The following is a 19,934-nucleotide window of genomic DNA, read 5'->3' as shown; positions in this document are numbered from 1 at the left end:
TGGAATCAGCATGAGTAATCTGTCCTTAGCGCGCTATCCCATAACCGAACTTAAAGGTGTTGGCCCTAAAGTCGCCGAACGCTTGAGTAAGCTTGGGATACACAGTGTTCAGGATATGCTGTTTCACTTGCCGCTGCGCTATGAAGACCGTGCAGCCACTCATGCGATTGCTACGTTAATGCCGCACAGCCACGTCGCGGTTGAAGGCGAAATCGAACACAGTGAGGTCACCTTTGGCAAACGCCGGATGTTGCTTTGCCGCATCAATGATGGCTCAGGGCGCATGACGCTGCGCTTTTTTAACTTTACTGCGGCGCAAAAAAACGCCATGGTGCCCGGTAAAATCATGCGCTGTTTTGGTGAAGTGCGCCGCGGTAACGTTGGCCTTGAAATGGCCCATCCCGAATACAGCATTCGTGACAGTTACAGTGATGCACTTGGCGAGGAAGCGACGTTAACGCCAGTCTACCCCACCACCGAAGGACTCAAACAATTGAGCCTGCGTGCCATTGCCCTGCAAGCATTGGCACTTTTGGACAAATACCAGCTGGATGAGTATCTGCCAGTACAGTTTCGCCCCACCGCCCTTACCTTAACCCAAGCGGTGCAATTGCTGCATGCGCCCCCCAGCGATGTGAACTTAGCAGATTTAGAACTTGGTCAACATCCAGCGCAGCAACGTTTAGCATTTGAAGAATTACTGGCGCAAAACTTAAGTTTACTGCAGCTGCGCGCAGCGGCGCAGGCAGTAAAAGCGGTTGCGTTACCAACCAGCTCATTGCTCGAGCAGCAATTTTTGGCGGCACTGCCGTTTTCACCCACTCAAGCACAACAGCGTGTAGTTAGCGAAATCAAAGCAGACTTAGCAGCGCCCTATCCCATGCTCAGATTAGTGCAAGGTGATGTCGGCTCAGGTAAAACCTTAGTCGCCGCGCTCTCAGCACTGTGTGCGATTAGCGCTGGTTTTCAGGTGGCTTTAATGGCGCCCACCGAAATTCTTGCAGAGCAACACAACAACAGCTTTAGCGCGTGGTTTAACGCGCTTGGCATTGAGGTCGCTTGGCTTGGCGGTAAAACCAAAGGCAAAGAGCGCCAAACTGTGCTCGAGCGTATTCAATCTGGCGCAGCACAAATGATAGTGGGCACCCATGCACTCTTTCAGGAGCAGGTTGAATTCAACAATCTGGCGCTGATTATTATTGATGAGCAACACCGCTTTGGTGTGCACCAAAGGTTGTCGCTACGCGAAAAAGGCCGCTACGGCGACTGTTACCCACACCAACTGGTGATGACCGCCACCCCCATCCCACGCACCTTGGCTATGACTGCCTATGCGGACTTAGAAACATCAATTATCGATGAGCTGCCACCGGGACGCACGCCCATTACCACAGTCGCAGTGCCAGATACTCGCCGCAGCGAGGTGATTGAGCGCGTTCGACAAGCCTGTACGCAGCAACATCGCCAAGTTTACTGGGTATGTACTTTGGTTGAAGAGTCCGAAGCATTGCAATACCAAGCAGCCGAAGATGCCGCGGTAGAGTTGGCCGAGCAATTGCCAGAACTGAATATTGCCTTGGTGCATGGCCGTATGAAAGCGGCGGAAAAACAACAGATCATGGCTGCATTTAAAGAGGGTGCCAGTCAGGTCTTGGTCGCAACCACAGTGATCGAAGTGGGTGTCGATGTCCCCAATGCCAGTCTTATTATTATTGAAAACCCCGAGCGTTTAGGCCTTGCACAGCTACATCAGCTGCGTGGTCGAGTCGGTCGAGGTGCCGTCGCTTCTCATTGTTTATTACTTTATCACGCACCGCTGTCTTATACCGCGCAACAACGCTTGGCGGTGCTACGTGATAGTAACGATGGCTTTGTGATTGCAGAACGAGATCTGGAAATTCGCGGCCCGGGCGAAGTGCTCGGCACAAAGCAAACGGGTTTAGCCGAATTTAAGATTGCCGATCTGAATCGCGATAAAGCTATGCTGTCGCAGGTACGGGCATTGGCAAAAACCTTACTACAACAACACCCAGCCATTGTCACGCCGCTTATCCAACGTTGGATGGGCGAGCGTAGTAAGTTCGCGATGGCTTAGCTGCGTTATACTCGCTACGTGATATTTGCCAACATTCACACATAAAAAAGCCCCGCTTCGCGGGGCTTTTGGGCTAAATCAGGGCGATTTAGAACTTGTATTCCATGCCAAGTGCCAAGTAGTTTGACTCAGCTTGGTTGTCAGCATCAAATGTCGAGTAGAAAGCAAACACTTTGGCGTTTTTGCTTAACTTGTGGTCAACCCCAACAGATAAACCATCAATTTTGTTACCCGCATCAAAATCAATGACTTGATACTGAGCTTTGAACGTATTAGCGCCCATTTTATAGGTTGCATTAAGCAAGTAGCCGTCCGCTTCTGCGCTGCCATCGACTTTCTCTTGAGTTTGATACATTGCGCCTACCGTGAAATCAGCTAATTTAGTTTGCGCACCAAAACGTACTGCGTCGTAGCCTTTCACTTCGCTGTCAGCCGCTAATGACAAGTATACTTGGCTATTTTTAAGCTCTGCATCACCATAAGTGATAGCGCCTGATAGACCAGATTTACCCGCTTCTTGATCTTTTGCGATGTAAGTAGCTAGCACACGGAAACCGTTCAAATCCATAGATTTGTAAGATACCGTGTCACCTAAACGGTTTTCACCTTTGAATAAACGCTTGATATCGCCTTCAAGGTCATTAAATAGATCAAGTTTGCCTTGTGATTGTTTAAGCGCCGTATCGTTACGACCGATGACCACCTCACCAAAACCGCCTTTTAGACCAACATATTGGTTACGGGCTTTGATGTTGTCGTCTTCGTCGTCAGCAAGGTCTACTTGAAATTCAACTTTGTAGATAACTTCTAAACCGCTTTCTAATTTCTCGCTACCTTTTAGACCAAAACGTGAAGCATTGCTTTTGATCTCAGAGAATGTGCCTTCACCTTCATCAACTGATTGCACAGTTACGTTAGCTTTACCATAGACATCAACCTCAGCTGCCGCTGTAAAAGACACACCAGCTAATACAGCAACACATAGCGCAGATTTAACTAAATTCATGTTTATTCCTCAATATCGCAACACGGTAGTTCGTAATGGGGAAAGATTCTGACAGGGCTTAATGACAGAAATATTACATCTTGCATTTTGCTGCAAAAATTCTGTCATCAGCTGGTAAGGAAATCGTCAAATTTCAATTTTAACCAATACAAATCAATTTGTTATAGAATTTCACAATGGCACAAAAGTGCCATAATTAATTCTCAAATTTGTCATGACCTTGATTAAGTTGCATCAGCAAGCTGACCATTCTCTCAATTTGCTCTTTTTGGTCGTTCTCGCGGTGGTAGGCCACAAACACTTCTCTTGAAGTAGAAGGCACGGCATCTACATGATGCAATAACCCATTAAAAATGTGCTCTTTAGCCAAAATTTCTGGCACAAAGGCATTGCCGCCGCACTGTAAGATCAAATCAAGTGCGATACGGCCTGTGCTGGTACGGAAAAATGGTGGAGTATTGCCGGTAAATTGTTTGGCATGCCAAAGCGAAAACGCAGTCCCCCAATCCACATAGACATATTGCTTTTCAAAGAAACGTTCGCGGTCCATACCATCAAAAGTGCTCACCGCAATGATAGCCAAGTCGCAAATGGGCTGTACTACCAACTCATCCACTTTTGGTGGATCAAATAATACCGCCAAGTCTAAGGTGCGCTCCAATAGTAACCGCGTACTCTCTTGCTGCGCTTTTACTTCCGCCATGAGCGATACTTCAGGCATCGCCGAAACAATGTTATTAATGCCAAATTGTAAAAACGCATCCCAAATATTGGGCGTCCCCGCCAAAGACAACTGTTTATGCATGTTGTTTGCCAGCGCCACATCGACTTTAGCGCGCTGCATACCGGTTAGGATCATTTTGGCGTGCGGCAGCAAACGCTCACCGGGCGCGGTAAGCTGAATATTGTTGCGCTGACGAATAAACAGATTTACGCCTAAACTTTGTTCCAGTTGGCGAATACGAAAACTCACGGCAGACTGCGTAATGTACAAATTCTCCGCCGCCCGACCAAAATGTCGGGTTCGCACCACTTCCACAAAAGTTTTCAATAAATCTATATCCACAAATTTATCCTTTCGATAAAAATATCTTGTTTAAAAAAATCGACAACGTGATCCATACTCCTGCGCAGCTGGAAGATCAGAGGAATCAGTCATGAACAACAATTTGTCTGAATTACGTAGTGCTTTTGCAAGCCCAAAAGCATTCTATGACGATGCAAATTTTCCACGTGGTTTCGCACGTAGCGGCCACTTTACCTTAGCGGAATCCGAAGTGCTTGAAAACCACGGCGTAGTTTTGAAGGGTTTATACAACAAAACCCTAGAGCCACAAAATAGTTTTCAAACACAATTTGTCAATGTGATGCAAAATGGCCTTGAACCAAGCAACGTTGTTGAACGCGCTTGGGTTAAATATTTAAAGCTGACCACCAGCAAAGCCAAATTCCATACCTTGTTTGGCCGTTCTCGCTTGGTAGCAGAAAACGTTCCAGCTGCATCTAGCAGCGACGACGATTTCTAATCTACACCCCATAGACTTGACGCAGCAGCGTCAGCTGCTGCGTTAGTTATACCCAGATCACTTGGTGCGATAGATACGCAGCAAGTAATCTGGTCATATGTGGGGAAGGCATTTGGCGTATGGATTAACTGTTCAATCCTGCGCCAGCTGTTTCTTAACACTCTCTTGACATCCCGACATTGCTTTTTCTACACATCACGATTAATAATAGTCTCATCATTGAAAATAAAGCAGATCTTGTGTGGCAAATCGAATTCTTATAGTTGAAGATACCCCAACTATAGCCAAAGTTCAAAAACATATTGCAGTATCAATGGGTTACGAGGCTGATGTCGCAACCACACTGGCAGAAACTAGCCGCTTTTTGGCTGAGCATCGCTACTTTTGTGCGATAGTCGATTTTGTCTTGCCTGATGCACCACAAGGTGAAGCAATAGGTGTCACTGTCAAAGCCGATGTGCCTACTATAGTCATGACGGGTAACATCGACAATAAAACCCGCGAAATCGTTGAACGTTATCCAGTAATTGATTACATCACCAAAGAAAGCAAACAAGCTTACCACTACTTGCGCAAACAACTAATGCGACTGCCACGCAATAGCAAAAGAACCATCTTGGTTGTTGATGATTCCATGCAAACGCGTCATCACATTTGTGATTTGTTGATGCGCCAAAAATACACTGTACTTGAAGCCAAAGACGGTCTCGAAGCATTAGAAGTGCTTGAGCAACACCCAGAGATCAGTGTGATTATTGCCGACAACATCATGCCAAGAATGTCAGGCGAAGAGCTGTGCGTCGAGGTTCGCCGGAAGTACAGCGATGACGACATTGCGATTATTGGTGTATCAAGCTCAGATCAAGCATATCTTTCTGCCCGTTTTATCAAAAGCGGCGCCAATGACTACATTCGTAAACCTTTTAACAATGAAGAATTTTACTGCCGACTCAGCCAAAACGTGGATATGTTGGAAAATATTGCCACCATTCGCCGCCAAGCGAATACCGATTACCTAACGGATTTACCCAATCGCCGTTACTTCTTTGAGGTTGCGCGCAAGGAGTTACGTCAACAGGAGTCGGCTGGAAAATCTTGCCATTTGGCGATGATGGACATAGATCATTTTAAACGTATCAATGATCAATATGGTCATGACACTGGCGATGCGGTGCTAAAAGCGCTAGCCAAACGTTTACTCAAACATTTTCCCAATGATTTGGTGGCGCGATTAGGTGGTGAGGAATTTGCTATTTACTTTACCCACAGTAGTTACACCCAAGCCAGTGAAATGCTAGAGCAGTTTTTGACTATGGTGGATAAACAAAGCCAATCCTTCTCGCCTGATGCGGTGCATTTTACCTTGTCGGTGGGACTGACTCAGGCAAGCCAAGTCAGCATTGACAAACTGCTCAAACAAGCCGACCTAAATCTTTATGAAGCGAAACAGACTGGGCGTAACCGCATAGTGAAAGATGCCTGAGTACTAAGAGCTAGACTCAGGCATAATCAGATGTAGAGTTAAATAGGTGAACCCGGTGGTAAAGGCAACGCCTTAAAGCCACTTGGCCACTTACCCTCATTTAAGAACGCCCGCACTTGTTCAGCCAGATACACTCTAAACGCCGCTTTATCGGCTTTATTACTTTCAAATAACGAGGCGCCCTCAGGCATTACCGCCAATTGTCGTAAAAAGCGATGTAACTGCGCTTGTGCTTCTGGTGCCACTTTGTCACTGATACTTAAATCGGCAAATTGCTTCGCTGCTAACAACTGCACGCGCTGTTGGATAGCGAGCGCTAAGCCACTTTGGCTTTCACTGTCGAAAATGTGCTGATAAGTGCGCAGTAGCACAGTATCTAAGCCTAAGTTTTTCGCATCACGCGCCTTTTGTTGGGCAAGGCGGTTTAAACGCTCTGGGTTTAATAGCAAGTTTAAAGTTTGCTGTGCTGCGACTTCGGGTAGCGCCATGGCATCAAAAGTAAGCCCAGTGCGTCCTGTTACGCTTTCACGGGTTTTATACTCACCGTAAGCTTTAGGTGGGATCAAAGCCAAAATCGACTCAGGTAAAGCCAATTGTGATGGCGTTAGCGTACCAAGTAATGCTTTTAATGCACTGAGTTGAAGCTCGCGATTTACCACTTGTGCACCTTTGATGGTTTCATCACCACGCACTTCGTAGTCGTAATCCACACCACCGATGAGTTTTACCGCCGCTTCTAACTGATAACGGTGGAATAAATACAGTGGTACTAGGCGCTCTTCCAGTTGCGATAACGCCTCACCGGTTCTAAGATTCTCAATACCAAATTGCGCCAACGCTTTTTGTCGCAGTTCCAGCACTCTTTGCAGCTCAGCAGCAGGATCTTGACCATTGTCCCAAAGGTGTGCAGTTGGATGCGCACCACCTGCTGCACGAGCGTCGGCATCGGAAATGAATTCAAGCCCCAATGCGCGATTTTCTTTTAGTACCGCAGCCAGTGCCGCTTTTTCGTCAGTTTGACTAAAGTCGCCATAACCATATTTAATGACCTGTTTATCCCACACCCCAATATCGTGCGCATAACCTTGGCTGACATCTAATTTGCCCGCCTCATCGATACTCAGCAGTGGATGCGGATAATCCATCACAGAGGCACGCTCCGCCACAGATGCCGAAAAGTTGTGTGCAATCCCCAAAGTATGGCCTATCTCATGGGCGCTGAGCTGACGAATTCTATCCAGTGCCATGGCATGCAAAGTTTGGTTGACTTCATCGCCTTGTTTAAACGGTGCAGCCAATGACTCTGCGATCAAAATATCCTGACGTACTCGCAGTGAGCCCAACGTCACGTGACCTTTGATGATTTCACCGGTACGCGGATCGATAACCGAGGCGCCATAAGACCAGCCGCGTGTCGCACGGTGTACCCATTGAATAACGTTGTAGCGCACATCCATAGGGTCAGCGGTTTCAGGAAGCATCTTTACTTGGAAGGCATTTTTATAGCCTGCCGCGGCAAAAGCTTGATCCCACCAGCGGGCACCATCTAATAAGGCGGTACGCACCGGCTCTGGCACACCAGGGTCTAAATAATAAACAATCGGTTCAACTGCTTCACTCACCGCAGCCGATGGGTCTTTTTTCGCTAGACGGTGACGCGGAATGTAACGCACATACATAGACTCACCCAGTGGCGCTGAATAGTCTTTGTATTCGATGCTCCAATAACCACTTTGTGGGTGGAACACACGCGGCGTGTACTTGTCATCTGGCAGTTCAATTAAAGAGTGATGCTGGTGCACCGTAAACGCATACGGGTCGGCACTGACTTGCTTAAGATACTCACCAGGATTGTTGCCTTTAAACGTCAACATCGCTTCAAGTTCAGTATTTTTTACAAACGCTTTTGAACGCGGTAAGTAAACGGCACTGCGGCTGGCATCTAAACTAAAGCTGCCTTGCTTAGTCGCTTCAATACTGCGGCTAACGCCGTGGACATCCGACAACAAATAGGGGGTGTAATCGACCAACACACTGTCGTTATCTTCTGCCACTACGCTAAAACCTTGTAATACGCTTGAAGCAAACGCTTCGCGTACACTTTGCTGCTCAGCAGGGTTAGCGGCTGTGGCGCGATAATAAGTATTGAGCGCGCGTAACATCACTTTGTCGCCAGTGCGCTCAAATTGCACTACATAGGTGCCACCTAATTGCCCACGGTCAAGGCCAATGTCATTTGAGCCAACACCGTACGGCAAACTGTGCTGCATTAAAAACGGCTTATCCAATTTATCAATATCTAGGTAGATTTTTGCTGTTGCTGGGTCTACATAAAAGCTATAGAAACCGGGAAAACGATTAAATGTTTCGGTATATTCGTCAATTGACTTAATCGCGGCGTGCGCTTGGGTTATCATAGTCAGCAACAAAGCTGAGACCATGTGTTTTATCACTGTTATTTTTTGCATAAACTTATCTTTGTTATGTCAGGTTTAAGTAGAAATTTTGTTCCAGTATATGGAGATGGTATACAAAATACAGCTATTTAGACGAAAAATCAGCGCGGTTTGTCGCTTCTCTCACATTTTCGGCGATAAACACAACGTTATCAGGATCATAAACTATGCGTAGACTCCCACCGGTGTTAGTTGAAGACGGCTGCTCTCGCGAGCTGGTGTCGCTTATTCGTACCATTTTAGCGGCTTGTAAAGAAATTTCTTTCCGTGTTGGTCAAGGGGCATTATCTGGCGTACTTGGCTCCACTTTGGATGAGAACATTCAAGGCGAAACTCAGAAAAAACTCGATGTATTGTCTAATCAGCTATTAAAAGACATCCTGCTCGAAAGCGGTTACGTTAAAGCAATAGCTTCCGAAGAAGAAGACAGCACGGTGGCTGGTAACCCAAACGCCACTTACATTGTGGCTTTTGACCCGCTTGATGGTTCGTCAAATATCGACATTAACTCGCTGGTTGGCACCATTTTCTCAATTATGACGGTCGATAAAGACGCCGACGCCAACGACCCAGCTATTTTCTTACAGCCGGGCCATAAACAAGTCGCAGCAGGCTATGTATTGTATGGCCCATCGACTATGTTGGCATTGACCACAGGTAAAGGCACGCGTATTTTCACCTTGGATAAAACCCATGGTAGCTTCTTGCTGACCCACGAATTTGCCAGCATTCCAGCGGACACCAAAGAGTTTGCTATCAACGCCTCAAATCAACGTTTTTGGACGCCAGCGATGCAAAACTATGTGGCCGATTTGCTTGCCGGTGATGCAGGCCCGCGTGGTAAAAACTTTAATATGCGTTGGATTGCCGCTATGGTTGGTGACGTGCACCGTGTACTCTCGCGTGGTGGCTTGTTTACTTATCCTGAAGATACTAAAGATCCCAACAAGCCATACAAACTGCGCTTACTTTATGAAGCAAACCCCATGGCAATGCTAATTGAACAAGCTGGCGGCCTTGCCCATACGGGTACGGAACGTATTCTGGACATTGAGCCAAAAGAAATTCACCAACGTGTAGCGGTAATTTTAGGTTCAAAAAACGAAGTAGAAGCTTGTTTAGGCTACCATAAGTAAGCGCTTAGCTTGGTGTCAGCAAAGTCAGCAGCTGGGTGAGTTTATCATTTGATAACTCACCCATTTGCTCAGCATTCGCTAAAGCGTAAATGACCCCGTCAATTTGACTACAATCGAACTCTGGCCGCGCTTCAATAATATTCGCCCACAGCTCTAGCTCGTCAAAGTCAATGTGACCCTCTAAAGTCCGTTGCAGCACAGAGCAAACCAAACTTTTATCAATAACATAAGGCACATAGTCAGTTTCAGTGTTGGCACTCAACACTTGCATGGCTGCGAGGTAATTTGTTTGCCAATGGGCAACGCTCATTATCGCCGTTTGTAGGCTTGTGGTAGACTGCACCGGAAACCCTTTTTGTTAAATTAAAACCAATTATGCCCAGCTTAACCTGTCGGCGCTGTGACGCCATTTTACAATGCCAGCCTACAGACTGCTGGTGTTTTTCGCTGCCAGCCATTTTGCCTTTGGATAACGCCACCGGATGCTTATGCCGAACCTGTTTATTGCAAGCTATCCGCGCTTACATTGCCAGCAGCGAATTAACACTGCAAGAGCAAATCACTTTGGCCGCGCCCTATAAACAGCAGGCTTTGATTGAGGGGCTAGATTACGATATCGAGCAAGGCTTTATGGTGTTTAGTCGTTGGTATCATTTACGTCGCGGTGCCTGCTGCGGCAATGGTTGTCGTCATTGTCCTTGGCGCAAAGAGCGCCAAACTTAATGCGCCCCCGTTGCAACCGGTAAACTCGCATCACCACCCCACTGCGCCCAAGATCCATCATATACACTCATAGGTTGGCTAAATCCGCTAAGCTGCGCAGCAAATGCCAATACACATGCCGTTACGCCAGAGCCACAACTGAATTGCAAGTTTTGCTTAGCGACACCCAGTGCGCTGAATAAAGCGTGCAGTTGCTCGGGAGATTTCACTAACCCATCGGCGCCTAATATCTGGCCATAAGGTAAGCTTTTACTGTTTGGCACATGACCACTGCGCATCCCCACTCTTGGTTCTTGCTCTTCGCCGCTAAAGCGTTTAGCACCACGCGCATCCAGTAGCAAAGTATTAGGGTCGTCAATTGCCGCTAATACTGCGGTTTTATCAATAAAATAACCGGCTTGTGGATGAGCAACAAAATCACCTAAAGTCGCAACTTGGGCGTATTCAGTCGTGGTCGGCAGCTCGAGCTCTAACCACCTAGGTAAGCCGCCATCCAATACATAAACTTGCTCAAACCCCATCGCTTTAAACATCCACCACGCACGTGCCGCACTAAACAAGCCTAAGTCATCGTACACCACGATAGTATCTTGCTGACAAATACCTAACTGTCGCGCTTCCGCTTGAAACTGCGCAGCACCACACATGGTATTGGGTAAAGTGCTGTCAAATGCATTAAATGCGCCACTGATATCAAACCGCTTAGCCCCTGCAATAATGGCTTCAGGCTGGTATGGCGTGGTGACTCCCGGCTTCACTAAGCCTGCATCTAAAACCACCACATCCGCTAAGTGTGCACTTAGCCATTCACATGTCTTCAAAAAACCCATTTTGGCTCCAAGCGTAGACCCCTGAAAAGGCTCAGGTATAATCGAACGATAAACTCACTCTAATCTATCTGTGTATGCGAAGCAAAGCTATCCAACCCAGTAATGAGCAAGGACCTATATTAGTGGTTCTGCCCAAATTTATTGGTGACGTGATCAATACCTTACCAGCCATTGCGTTACTTAAAAAACTCTATCCTGACTCTCGGATAGACTTACTGGTACGCCCTTACTTGGAGCAACTGCTTTTAGCCCAACCTGAGCTGGGTGTTAACCTTGTGGTAGACCAACGCTATAGTGATAAACGCGCGTCGACATGGCACAAAGCAGCGTTGTTGCGCAACACGCATTATAGCTTGGCATTATTGTTTCGCGGCTCTTTAAGTGAAGCTCTGCTCTGTAAGTTGGCTGGGATTAAAACCATAGTGGGTTATGCTCAAAACGGGCGTACACCGCTATTAAGCCATGCACTTAAACTAAATCAGAATCACCATTACATTCAGCGCTATTGCCGTCTGGTCAATGAGAGTCACGGTGCACCATTTACTGAATTTGCTTTACCTCAGTTACAAGCTAAAACTAGCCCTCTAGTTGATGCAGCAAAAACCACCATTGGCTGTTACTTTGGTGGCACCAACAAAGGATTTCGACATTATCCAACACATCTTGCTGAGCAAGTTGTGGCCGCTCTGGCTGAGCAAAAAAATACTGAAGTTGTATTGTTAGGTGACAATAGTGAAGCGGCAGATAATCAAGCAATTGTAACTAAACTCGGACTACCCAACGTACGTAACCTTGCTGGAACAACCGCACTACATGAATTAGTTGACGTCGTTGGTAACTTACAATTGCTAATCAGTATAGATTCAGGCCCTATGCATATCGCCGCTGCTTGCAACACGCCTTGCGTTGCCATTGTTGGTCTGGGGACTTCACCTTGGAGTGTGGTAGCTCCAAAAGCGCCGAATTTCAGCGCTTTAGTGGCTAATGGCACCAGTTTGGATGATGCAAAATTAATAGAAGCCATAACACCAGCCGAGATTATTACGGCTGCGCAGCTACAACTGGCTAAATTTTAATGATTTCACCGCGCAGCGGTGCCAAGCGTGCAAGGATTTGATTTTGCACGGGCACGGAAATGCCCACTTCATCCATCGCCGCAATCAACAGCTCAACCACGCGATTAAAATCCGCTTCTTTTATTGCCATTCCAGTATGGATCTGCACCATAGAGTCGCCGCGATATTCACAAGGACCATCTAACACATCACACATATGCGTTAAGAAACCAGCGCGAAAGTGCGCTACACTGGCATTAGCAAAGAATGGTAGGATCTGCGCGTCATTGCCTATCTGGTTAATAAAAGCATCGACTAAACGTTCGGCACCAGCCTCGGCACCGATTTGTTGGTATAAACTGGGGCTTGCAGTTTGGCACCCACTGACCAATAACAGCGTAGCAAACAATACCGCTTTCATCAGAAGCTCCCCATCAGTGAGATATACCAACCCGTTTGCTTATCTGCCCCGGCTATGCTGCCAAGGTCTAAATAGGCTGCGGTAATACTAAACGCTTTATTTGGAAACCAAGCGACAAACACATCCCGCCAATGTGATTCTGCCAAACCTAGGTTGTCTGGTTTTTCGCGAAACTCCATACCAACTGCCCAGTGCGGCGTGATGAAAACTGCGGTACTGGCCTCTTTTAGCCAATTGCTTTGCGACTTAGCGCCACCATAACCTAATAGCCCCAGTTGGTTCGCTTCAGAGTGGCGCAGCGTGGCATTCCAAAACCAGTTGTAACCGCCAATTGCGCCCAAATGTAATTTACTGGCCGCAATATATATATCGTTCCCAGCGGTGCGCTCTGCGCCAAGTAATTTTGCAACACTGCCATCATGGAGCTGTTTGTGTTGCCAGCCAACACTGACTTGCGGATAAGGGCTATACACTATATCGCCAAACAGCCGTAATTTAGCGCCAAACACCAACTGTTCAATGTCGGTGTTAAGCGCAGGCACGGCAAATTGTTGCTCAGCAACACTGAGTTCAAGTCGGTCAAGAATGTTGGTTTGTACCCCACACACATCTAAGCGATAGTCGCGTACATCTGCGCGACTACAAAAGCCACTGACGCTCCACTCGTCTTCACTGGCGTAACCCGCTAATTGCGCCCAAGGTACTAACCCCCCGCCACCACTGCCTTCAACTTGAGCAACACCCGGCGTGGCAAGGATTTTGCCACTGGCTGCATAACCACTACAGCTGCAGAGTAATAACGCGAGACTAACCTGCTTCATGATACTCCCCTAGCCACTTACCAAACTCTAATGCAGGTAGCGGCCGACTGAGATAATAACCCTGCGCGTAGTCGCAACCCATATCACGCAGCAGCGTTAAAGTAGCTTTAGTTTCGACCCCTTCGGCAACCACGCTAAAACCTAACTGATGACCAAGGCTAATTGTTGATTGCACAATACATTGATCTTCATGCGACTCGTCGAGCTTTAAGATAAACACTTTATCTAGCTTAAGCTCATCAATAGGAAGCATTTTTAAACGTCCTAAAGAGGTTTGCCCGACCCCGTAGTCATCCAACGACACCACCACACCCAGCTCTTTTAAGCTTTTCAGTGCGGCAATACCTTTGGCTTCGTTTTCGATCATGTCGCGCTCAGTAAGCTCGATAGTCACAAGCTTAGCGGGGACTTTATAAGTCAGTAAAATTTGCTGCAAGTAGGGTAAAAAGGCTTCATCGACTATATCCTGCGCAGAGACATTAATGGCCGCTTTCATGGTGATCCCTTGGCTTTGCCATTGCGCAATTTGCGCCACCACAGTCGCGATAACCCATTGTGTCAGCTCTACAATCAAGCCCGATTGTTCGGCCAAATCAATAAACAATTCTGGCGATACCCATTCGCCGCTATTGCGTCGCCAGCGGATCAAGGACTCAACTTTATCAATGGCTTGTGTCCGCATGTTGAGCTTAGGCTGGTAGGCCATAAATAATTGCCCATCATTGGCGCTCAGCGCTTGCTTCAACTCATCAATTAACTGCAAACGAGCAAGATGTTCTTCGTCTTCGCCTTGGCGATAATAGTAAACTTGACCACCTTCCCCTGCCGCATTGTCGAGCGCAATTAAAGCTCGGCGTAATAAATCATCGGCATTGTCACCTTGCTCAGGCGCCACCACGACACCTAAACTAAACCGTAAGTTAATTTCCAACCCTTGCACCGCATACTGCGCCTCAAGATGACGCTGTAACTCGGCCACACAACGAGCCACGGGCCACTCGTCACGACTTTCTAGCAAGAGTAAGAATTCATCGCCGCCTAGGCGAGCAAAACTCGCATTCAACCCCTCGGCCATCACTTGCATCCGAGCGGCTACCATTTGAATGCATTGGTCGCCAATTTGCGGCCCCAACTTATCGTTGATGTGGCGTAAGCCTTTAATATCTAAAGCCAATAAAAACTGATTGGGCTGCTTTTGTAAACGCTGTGACAACGTCTCCAAAATAGCGCTGCGGTTTAAAAACCCAGTTAGGCTATCGTGGCTGGCTGCAAAGCGAATTTGCGCTTCACGCGACTGAATATCCGAGCCCATTTCATGGAAGGCGTCCACTAACGCGCATATTTCTGAGCTTGGTTTTTTCTCTGCCATGGTGGCAGCATAATTACCTTGGGCAAACGCTTTAGCCATTTTGGTCAGCTGTTGCAGCGGGCGAGTCAAATTACGCGCCAAGAAGCCACTGGCCAGTAAGCCAATTAAAACCGTTGCGAGCGACAAGCCTAAAATGGTCAAAACCAGCTGATCAAACTCCGCATAATCGTTACGCAGATCAGCACTTAACACCACACTGATTGGGTTATCCTGCAGCGCTGGCAGCTCTAATTCTGCATTCGCATAGGCTGGAGCATCCGTTAGCAAACGGTGGACAGATTGGCTGTCCATATAGGCGAGTACATCAAAATCAGTATTGTTGGCTGCGCTTGCCACTGGCAAACTGGTCACGGTTAAGTGGTCAACTTTAGCAAGAATGCTCACTTCCATGCTGGTTAAATCACGCAGTTCTTGGGTAACTTTTGGGGTAATGGCAAAGCCCACCAAAGTGTAGGCAATGGTACGTGGCGCTTTCACGGGGAGGATAATGGCTTGATACAAAACCTTATCTATCACCAAAAACGTTGATTCATTATTATGCGACTGCAACTCACGCATCAGCGCTGGCGTATCCTCCGGCAGGGTGATATTTTGCTGATTAGACGAGATTAAATTGCCTTGCGTATCAAGTAGCAGCATCAGCTCAGCATCAATACGTTGGCTATGGTTAAAGAGTGCACTGGCAATGGTGTCAGCATCGCGCGTTGCAATCGCTTGTTTAAAGCCAAAATCCGCAGTTAAAACATTAGCAGCAGTCAGCAGCAAACGTTCTTTGGCTTGTAGGTACTGCTTATACACGTTTTGCGCGGTATTGATGGCGTCTTGAGTCTTACGCTCGTTAAACTGATTAGTTGACCACCAAAATCCCGTTAAGCTGGCTGTTGCTGTCAGTATCACTAGGCCGATACAAAGCGCAATGATACGATGCTTTAAACTAGTGAGCATGATTTCCCTTAAATTTGTCCGCAAACGACTGACGTGGCGCTGGAGCCACCGTCGCAATGCGTAACGGCTGTTGTTGTTTTATTTGCTGCCATTGGGTTGTCCACACTTCTTCTGCGCCGATTTGTTGTTGAGGATGCCAAAGTCGCAGCTGCTGAGTGTCAGTGAGACTCGGTAAGCTAATTTCACCACGCTCATTACTCACATAAGTTGCACTAGATGCCGCGACATAAATATAACCCACCATAGAATCATGGATATTACAGCCAAGCACCACAACCCCAGCGGTTGGAAAGGTCAAAGGCGCGCCCGGCGTACCGTGATATAAACGCAGTTCAAAGGGTTTGGTTTTAGAAAATGAATAAACATGATGACGAATATCATCACTATTAGGAAAACTCACCGCCTGACCTGCGGTGATCACCAACACATGGGGTTGGAACTGCTGGTTTACTTGATCCATAATCGCATTCACGGCTGGCGCAGGGGTGGTATCACCAACTAACTCGACGACCACACCAGCGAGTGGGGCGCCTTGCGCATCAGTCACATATAATGTGTGTGCATAAGAAGTGGTCGCAACACTCAGGGCAATACCGCACACCCAGTCGCGCCACCTGCTCAACTGCATTCGCATACTAGGCTCTATTTTTGTTTGAAGTGCAATGTACTAAGTAAAAGAGGTTTGCCGAACAATTGCAAGAGGGATGCGGGAAAAGCGCAAAAAAACCGCGCTCCCCCACTGATTTTGTTGCCTAATTAGTCAATTAAGCCGTATTGCTGATCTAGAATAGCGATGACTTCACTACGAGGATCGGCTGGGATAGTCAGTGTATGGCCGACAATCTTGCTGGCAATGCCCACATAAGTCTCTGATACAGCAAGCATCACAGCTTCTGGTAGTTTATACCCTGTAGCCAATGCTTCACGCTCCGGCATACGGTCTTTATTTAACAATACGTCGCTGTCAGGCACGGTATTGATGAGCAATTGGCGGAAGCCTTCTTTCGAGTTCTCAACAATTTTGCCGTCACGGAAGGCTGCACCATCCCAAATCCGTGATGAATCAGGAGTACCCACTTCGTCGATATAAATCAGTTTTTCAGTTCCATCGACATCTTCAACGTAACCAAACTCAAACTTGGTATCAACAAAGATTTGGTCTAGTTTCGCCAGCTCCGCAGCAATCACATTAAAACCTGCAGTCAACAGTTGCTCATATTTATCGACATCAGCGGCAGATTTAAAATTAAACGCCGTTAAGTTATTGAGGATATTTTGACGCGTGATGTTTACATCGTCCTGTGCAGGCACCTCTGCCACACCGGTAATGATCCCTTTGGTCGATGGCGTGATGAGTAACTCGGCCAATTTCTGATTGGCGGTTAAGCCTTCTGGTAAATCAATACCACAGAAGTTACGTACACCCTTGTTGTAGTCACGCCACATGCTGCCAGTAATATATTGGCGCGCAATCGCTTCCACTCGCACCGTGCTGGCTTTACGCACAATCCACACATAAGGGTGTGGAATATCTACAATGTGATTGCCAGCAAGGCCAGCTGCATCAAATAATTTAAACCAGTGCGCGGCCACACTGTTCAGTGCGATACCTTTACCCGGTACGCCATTGAGGCCATTTTCGCCTTGCCAGATACAATCAAACGCGGAAATACGGTCTGAGATCACCATAATAGCCAGCTCAGTACCTTCAGGTACTTTGTAGCCTTTTTCAGCGATTAAGCGGGCACTGTCAGCATCGGTCAACCAATAAACTGAACGTACTTTACCGCTGTGTACTGCACCTTTGGTGCGAATTGGCAGGTCGTCGTTGACGTCTAAAACTTTGTAGCTACTCATTGTATCTCCAGAAATGGCTGTGCCTTGCTAAAGGGCACAAAATAATGAGGGGGTTAGAGGCGTGTATAATAGTCGAGCGAGGGTAAAATCACAATTGTTTGCCCGCTTGGCGTACTGATAAGCGCACCTAAAACGCAAATTTTTGGCGTTAACCGCAGGGTACTGTTGCCCTCTACCGTTCTCAGGTAGCATGGGGCAATTTCGTGTTTTGGAATCGTTATGCTAACCGCGAGTAATCTACATTTTCAGTGGCCGTCACAGCCCTCGCCCACTTTAGTGATTGAGTCTTTTCAGCTCGCCAAGGGCGAAAAGCTGTTTTTGTACGGCCCAAGTGGCAGTGGCAAATCAACCCTGCTTGGCTTACTGGCGGGTATTCACGGCTTGCAACAAGGTTCTATCACTATGTTAGGGCGTCAATTAAACACGCTCACTGCAGCCAAACGCGACCACTTCCGGGCTGACCATATTGGCACGATTTTCCAGAATTTTAATTTGTTGCCGTACTTAAATCCGCTGGAAAACGTCTTACTCGGTTGCAGCTTTTCTACTTTGCGCAGCCGCAAGGCTAAAGCCACTAGCGGCAGTTGCCAAGCAGAAGCACAGCGTTTGCTGACTGAACTTGGCCTAGATGCCAGCACTTGGACGCGTTCTGTCGCCGAGCTGAGTATTGGTCAGCAGCAGCGGGTAGCGGCTGCACGTGCGCTGATAGGCGAGCCGGAACTGATCATTGCCGACGAACCCACTTCTGCCCTTGATAGCGACAGCCGCGAAGCCTTTATTAATTTGTTGTTCTCACAAGCCAAACGTTATGATGCAACCATCTTGTTTGTTAGCCATGACCGCAGCCTTGCCCCGCTGTTTGATAACAGCGTGAGTTTACTTGCGCTTAATCAAGCAGCCAGCAGTGAGCCTATAAACAACAATAAGGAAGCGCAATGAAGCTTGTTACCTTAGCGCTGAAAAGCACTTTTAACCGCAAGTCGAGCGTCTTAGTGACACTTTTGACCATTGCCATCAGCTGTATGCTATTGCTCAGTATTGAACGGGTGCGGGTGGAGGCCAAACAAAGCTTTAGCAATACCTTATCTGGCACAGATTTAATTGTTGGCGCGCGTACTGGCGATATTCAGCTGTTACTCGCCTCTGTCTTTCGTATCGGCTACACCAATAACGGCGTATCTTGGCAAAGCTATCTCGATATCACCTCACAACGAGGCGTGGCATGGGCAATTCCGCTCAGTTTAGGGGATAGCCACAAAGGCTTTGCGGTGCTTGGTAGCGACAGCAGTTATTTTCAGCATTATCGCTATGGTAAAAAACAACTGCTTAGTTTTGCGCAAGGTGGCCCGTTCCAACAGGCCGACCAAGTCGTGCTTGGCAGCGAAGTCGCGGCAACATTAGGGTATCAGCTCGGTGATAAAATTGTGGTTTCCCATGGTATGGGGAAAACCAGTTTTCATCATCATGATGCCCATCCACTTACTGTGGTCGGAATATTAAAGCCAACTGGTACCCCAGTAGATAAAACGCTACACATTCCACTGCGGGCCATTGCCGACTTACATAACGAGGCCTCGTCAACACCGCATGAACATGAACATCACGAAGACGACCACCAACATAACGAAACGCCGGACTTAATTGGCGAGCCGACTCAAATCACGGCGTTTTTATTAGGCTTTGAATCACCACTTTATACCTTGCAAGTACGGCGCAATATTAATCAATATAAACATGAAGCCTTACTCGCCATTATGCCCACCGTCACCTTACGTGATTTGTGGACCATGTTAAGTATGGTTGAAAAATTGCTCATGTTGTTTTCTGCTATTGTGGTGATTGTCAGCCTACTTGGCATGCTTACCACTATGCTGGCGTCACTGGCGCAGCGCCGTCGCGAACTTGCCATTTTACGCTCAGTGGGCGCACGCCCTTGGCATATTGTGCTGTTGCTTACTGCTGAGGCAGCGCTTATCACCAGTTTAGGTTGTGCACTTGGAGTGGGGCTATTTTATCTCTTAGTTGCTAGCACAGAAGGCTTTATGCAAAGCCAATTTGGCGTTAATCTCAGCCTTACTTTACTTAGCCACAATGAAATGGGGCTGATTGCCCTCATCATCACAGCGGGCACATTGATGGGCTTAGTGCCGGCGTTAAAAGCCTATTTTTATTCTCTTGCCGATGGCATGAGCATTAAACTTTAAAAGGTCG

18 protein-coding genes are annotated in these 19,934 nt (G+C 47.3%); 8 read left to right on the top strand and 10 right to left on the bottom strand.

What is annotated here, in order from left to right; translation table 11 throughout:
• Positions 1 to 10: 10 nt before the first annotated feature.
• Complete coding sequence (gene recG / locus ACFOEE_RS18200; protein ID WP_377127732.1) at positions 11 to 2,095, top strand: ATP-dependent DNA helicase RecG; 2,085 nt, start codon at positions 11 to 13, stop codon at positions 2,093 to 2,095.
• A gap of 88 nt (positions 2,096 to 2,183) precedes the next feature.
• Here the strand turns inward: recG and ACFOEE_RS18195 are convergent, their stop codons facing one another.
• Positions 2,184 to 3,101 carry a porin gene (locus tag ACFOEE_RS18195; RefSeq protein ID WP_377127730.1) on the bottom strand — a complete coding sequence of 306 codons (918 nt, stop codon included), beginning with the start codon at positions 3,099 to 3,101 and terminating at the stop codon, positions 2,184 to 2,186.
• 196 nt (positions 3,102 to 3,297) lie between these two features.
• Entirely contained in the window at positions 3,298 to 4,167 is an 870-nt protein-coding gene (locus tag ACFOEE_RS18190; RefSeq protein ID WP_377127727.1) for a LysR family transcriptional regulator, read from the bottom strand.
• A 91-nt stretch (positions 4,168 to 4,258) separates the two neighbouring features.
• Between ACFOEE_RS18190 and ACFOEE_RS18185 the strand changes: the two genes are divergently transcribed.
• Positions 4,259 to 4,627 (top strand): DUF413 domain-containing protein, encoded by a 369-nt coding sequence (locus ACFOEE_RS18185; RefSeq protein ID WP_377127724.1) that lies wholly within the window; start codon positions 4,259 to 4,261, stop codon positions 4,625 to 4,627.
• Positions 4,628 to 4,868: 241 nt separating this feature from the next.
• Positions 4,869 to 6,110 (top strand): GGDEF domain-containing response regulator, encoded by a 1,242-nt coding sequence (locus tag ACFOEE_RS18180; RefSeq protein ID WP_377127721.1) that lies wholly within the window; start codon positions 4,869 to 4,871, stop codon positions 6,108 to 6,110.
• Between the two features lie 38 nt (positions 6,111 to 6,148).
• On the opposite strand, the gene ACFOEE_RS18175 is transcribed toward ACFOEE_RS18180, so the two are convergent.
• Entirely contained in the window at positions 6,149 to 8,578 is a 2,430-nt protein-coding gene (locus ACFOEE_RS18175; RefSeq protein ID WP_377127718.1) for a zinc-dependent metalloprotease, read from the bottom strand.
• A gap of 155 nt (positions 8,579 to 8,733) precedes the next feature.
• On the opposite strand from ACFOEE_RS18175, the gene ACFOEE_RS18170 reads away from it, so the two are divergent.
• Positions 8,734 to 9,702: a class 1 fructose-bisphosphatase gene (locus tag ACFOEE_RS18170; RefSeq protein WP_377127715.1), complete on the top strand. Its 969-nt coding sequence runs from the start codon at positions 8,734 to 8,736 to the stop codon at positions 9,700 to 9,702.
• A gap of 4 nt (positions 9,703 to 9,706) precedes the next feature.
• On the opposite strand, the gene ACFOEE_RS18165 is transcribed toward ACFOEE_RS18170, so the two are convergent.
• A complete protein-coding gene (locus ACFOEE_RS18165; protein ID WP_377127713.1) occupies positions 9,707 to 10,045 on the bottom strand; it encodes a hypothetical protein in 339 nt (112 codons plus the stop codon).
• Positions 10,046 to 10,077: 32 nt separating this feature from the next.
• Here ACFOEE_RS18165 and ACFOEE_RS18160 point away from each other — a divergent pair, with 32 nt between their 5' ends.
• A complete protein-coding gene (locus ACFOEE_RS18160; protein ID WP_377127710.1) occupies positions 10,078 to 10,425 on the top strand; it encodes a DUF5522 domain-containing protein in 348 nt (115 codons plus the stop codon).
• Here ACFOEE_RS18160 and ACFOEE_RS18155 read toward each other — a convergent pair.
• Positions 10,422 to 11,255: a sulfurtransferase gene (locus ACFOEE_RS18155; protein ID WP_377127707.1), complete on the bottom strand. Its 834-nt coding sequence runs from the start codon at positions 11,253 to 11,255 to the stop codon at positions 10,422 to 10,424. The two genes, ACFOEE_RS18160 and ACFOEE_RS18155, sit on opposite strands and share 4 nt — an antisense overlap.
• A gap of 122 nt (positions 11,256 to 11,377) precedes the next feature.
• On the opposite strand from ACFOEE_RS18155, the gene ACFOEE_RS18150 reads away from it, so the two are divergent.
• Entirely contained in the window at positions 11,378 to 12,331 is a 954-nt protein-coding gene (locus ACFOEE_RS18150; protein WP_377127704.1) for a glycosyltransferase family 9 protein, read from the top strand.
• Here the strand turns inward: ACFOEE_RS18150 and ACFOEE_RS18145 are convergent.
• The 5 genes from ACFOEE_RS18145 to ACFOEE_RS18125 all read right to left on the bottom strand — a co-directional run bounded on the left by ACFOEE_RS18145 (position 12,321) and on the right by ACFOEE_RS18125 (position 17,723).
• On the bottom strand, positions 12,321 to 12,731 hold the full coding sequence (locus tag ACFOEE_RS18145; RefSeq protein WP_377127701.1) for a group I truncated hemoglobin: 411 nt from the start codon (positions 12,729 to 12,731) through the stop codon (positions 12,321 to 12,323). The genes ACFOEE_RS18150 and ACFOEE_RS18145 overlap by 11 nt on opposite strands.
• Positions 12,731 to 13,552, bottom strand: coding sequence for a DUF3034 family protein (locus ACFOEE_RS18140; protein ID WP_377127699.1), 822 nt, complete (start codon positions 13,550 to 13,552; stop codon positions 12,731 to 12,733). The genes ACFOEE_RS18145 and ACFOEE_RS18140 overlap by 1 nt, the downstream gene beginning before the upstream one ends.
• Positions 13,539 to 15,866 carry a bifunctional diguanylate cyclase/phosphodiesterase gene (locus ACFOEE_RS18135; protein WP_377127696.1) on the bottom strand — a complete coding sequence of 776 codons (2,328 nt, stop codon included), beginning with the start codon at positions 15,864 to 15,866 and terminating at the stop codon, positions 13,539 to 13,541. The genes ACFOEE_RS18140 and ACFOEE_RS18135 overlap by 14 nt, the downstream gene beginning before the upstream one ends.
• Positions 15,856 to 16,500, bottom strand: coding sequence for a methylamine utilization protein (locus ACFOEE_RS18130; RefSeq protein ID WP_377127693.1), 645 nt, complete (start codon positions 16,498 to 16,500; stop codon positions 15,856 to 15,858). The genes ACFOEE_RS18135 and ACFOEE_RS18130 overlap by 11 nt, the downstream gene beginning before the upstream one ends.
• Before the next feature lie 122 nt (positions 16,501 to 16,622).
• The gene (locus ACFOEE_RS18125) at positions 16,623 to 17,723 is read right to left on the bottom strand and encodes a phosphoribosylaminoimidazolesuccinocarboxamide synthase (RefSeq protein WP_377127690.1); all 1,101 of its coding nucleotides are present in this window, start codon (positions 17,721 to 17,723) and stop codon (positions 16,623 to 16,625) included.
• 219 nt (positions 17,724 to 17,942) lie between these two features.
• Here ACFOEE_RS18125 and ACFOEE_RS18120 point away from each other — a divergent pair, with 219 nt between their 5' ends.
• Both ACFOEE_RS18120 and ACFOEE_RS18115 read left to right on the top strand, forming a co-directional pair.
• The gene (locus ACFOEE_RS18120; protein WP_377127688.1) at positions 17,943 to 18,662 is read left to right on the top strand and encodes an ABC transporter ATP-binding protein; all 720 of its coding nucleotides are present in this window, start codon (positions 17,943 to 17,945) and stop codon (positions 18,660 to 18,662) included.
• On the top strand, positions 18,659 to 19,927 hold the full coding sequence (locus ACFOEE_RS18115; protein WP_377127685.1) for an ABC transporter permease: 1,269 nt from the start codon (positions 18,659 to 18,661) through the stop codon (positions 19,925 to 19,927). The genes ACFOEE_RS18120 and ACFOEE_RS18115 overlap by 4 nt, the downstream gene beginning before the upstream one ends.
• The last annotated feature ends 7 nt before the right edge of the window (positions 19,928 to 19,934 follow it).

The organism is Pseudoalteromonas fenneropenaei (assembly GCF_042643375.1).
GTDB classification, from domain to species: domain Bacteria; phylum Pseudomonadota; class Gammaproteobacteria; order Enterobacterales; family Alteromonadaceae; genus Pseudoalteromonas; species Pseudoalteromonas fenneropenaei.
The sequence above is the reverse complement of the archived record's forward strand: the minus strand, read 5'-3'. Positions and strand labels throughout refer to the sequence as shown.

Coding starts and splice junctions, on each gene's coding strand:
- ACFOEE_RS18145 (WP_377127701.1), bottom strand. CDS start 12,731: ATGAAAGCGGTATTGTTTGCTACGCTGTTATTGGTCAGTGGGTGCCAA.
- ACFOEE_RS18140 (WP_377127699.1), bottom strand. CDS start 13,552: ATGAAGCAGGTTAGTCTCGCGTTATTACTCTGCAGCTGTAGTGGTTAT.
- ACFOEE_RS18195 (WP_377127730.1), bottom strand. CDS start 3,101: ATGAATTTAGTTAAATCTGCGCTATGTGTTGCTGTATTAGCTGGTGTG.
- ACFOEE_RS18130 (WP_377127693.1), bottom strand. CDS start 16,500: ATGCGAATGCAGTTGAGCAGGTGGCGCGACTGGGTGTGCGGTATTGCC.
- ACFOEE_RS18170 (WP_377127715.1), top strand. CDS start 8,734: ATGCGTAGACTCCCACCGGTGTTAGTTGAAGACGGCTGCTCTCGCGAG.
- recG (WP_377127732.1), top strand. CDS start 11: ATGAGTAATCTGTCCTTAGCGCGCTATCCCATAACCGAACTTAAAGGT.
- ACFOEE_RS18155 (WP_377127707.1), bottom strand. CDS start 11,255: ATGGGTTTTTTGAAGACATGTGAATGGCTAAGTGCACACTTAGCGGAT.
- ACFOEE_RS18135 (WP_377127696.1), bottom strand. CDS start 15,866: ATGCTCACTAGTTTAAAGCATCGTATCATTGCGCTTTGTATCGGCCTA.
- ACFOEE_RS18115 (WP_377127685.1), top strand. CDS start 18,659: ATGAAGCTTGTTACCTTAGCGCTGAAAAGCACTTTTAACCGCAAGTCG.
- ACFOEE_RS18125 (WP_377127690.1), bottom strand. CDS start 17,723: ATGAGTAGCTACAAAGTTTTAGACGTCAACGACGACCTGCCAATTCGC.
- ACFOEE_RS18160 (WP_377127710.1), top strand. CDS start 10,078: ATGCCCAGCTTAACCTGTCGGCGCTGTGACGCCATTTTACAATGCCAG.
- ACFOEE_RS18185 (WP_377127724.1), top strand. CDS start 4,259: ATGAACAACAATTTGTCTGAATTACGTAGTGCTTTTGCAAGCCCAAAA.
- ACFOEE_RS18120 (WP_377127688.1), top strand. CDS start 17,943: ATGCTAACCGCGAGTAATCTACATTTTCAGTGGCCGTCACAGCCCTCG.
- ACFOEE_RS18175 (WP_377127718.1), bottom strand. CDS start 8,578: ATGCAAAAAATAACAGTGATAAAACACATGGTCTCAGCTTTGTTGCTG.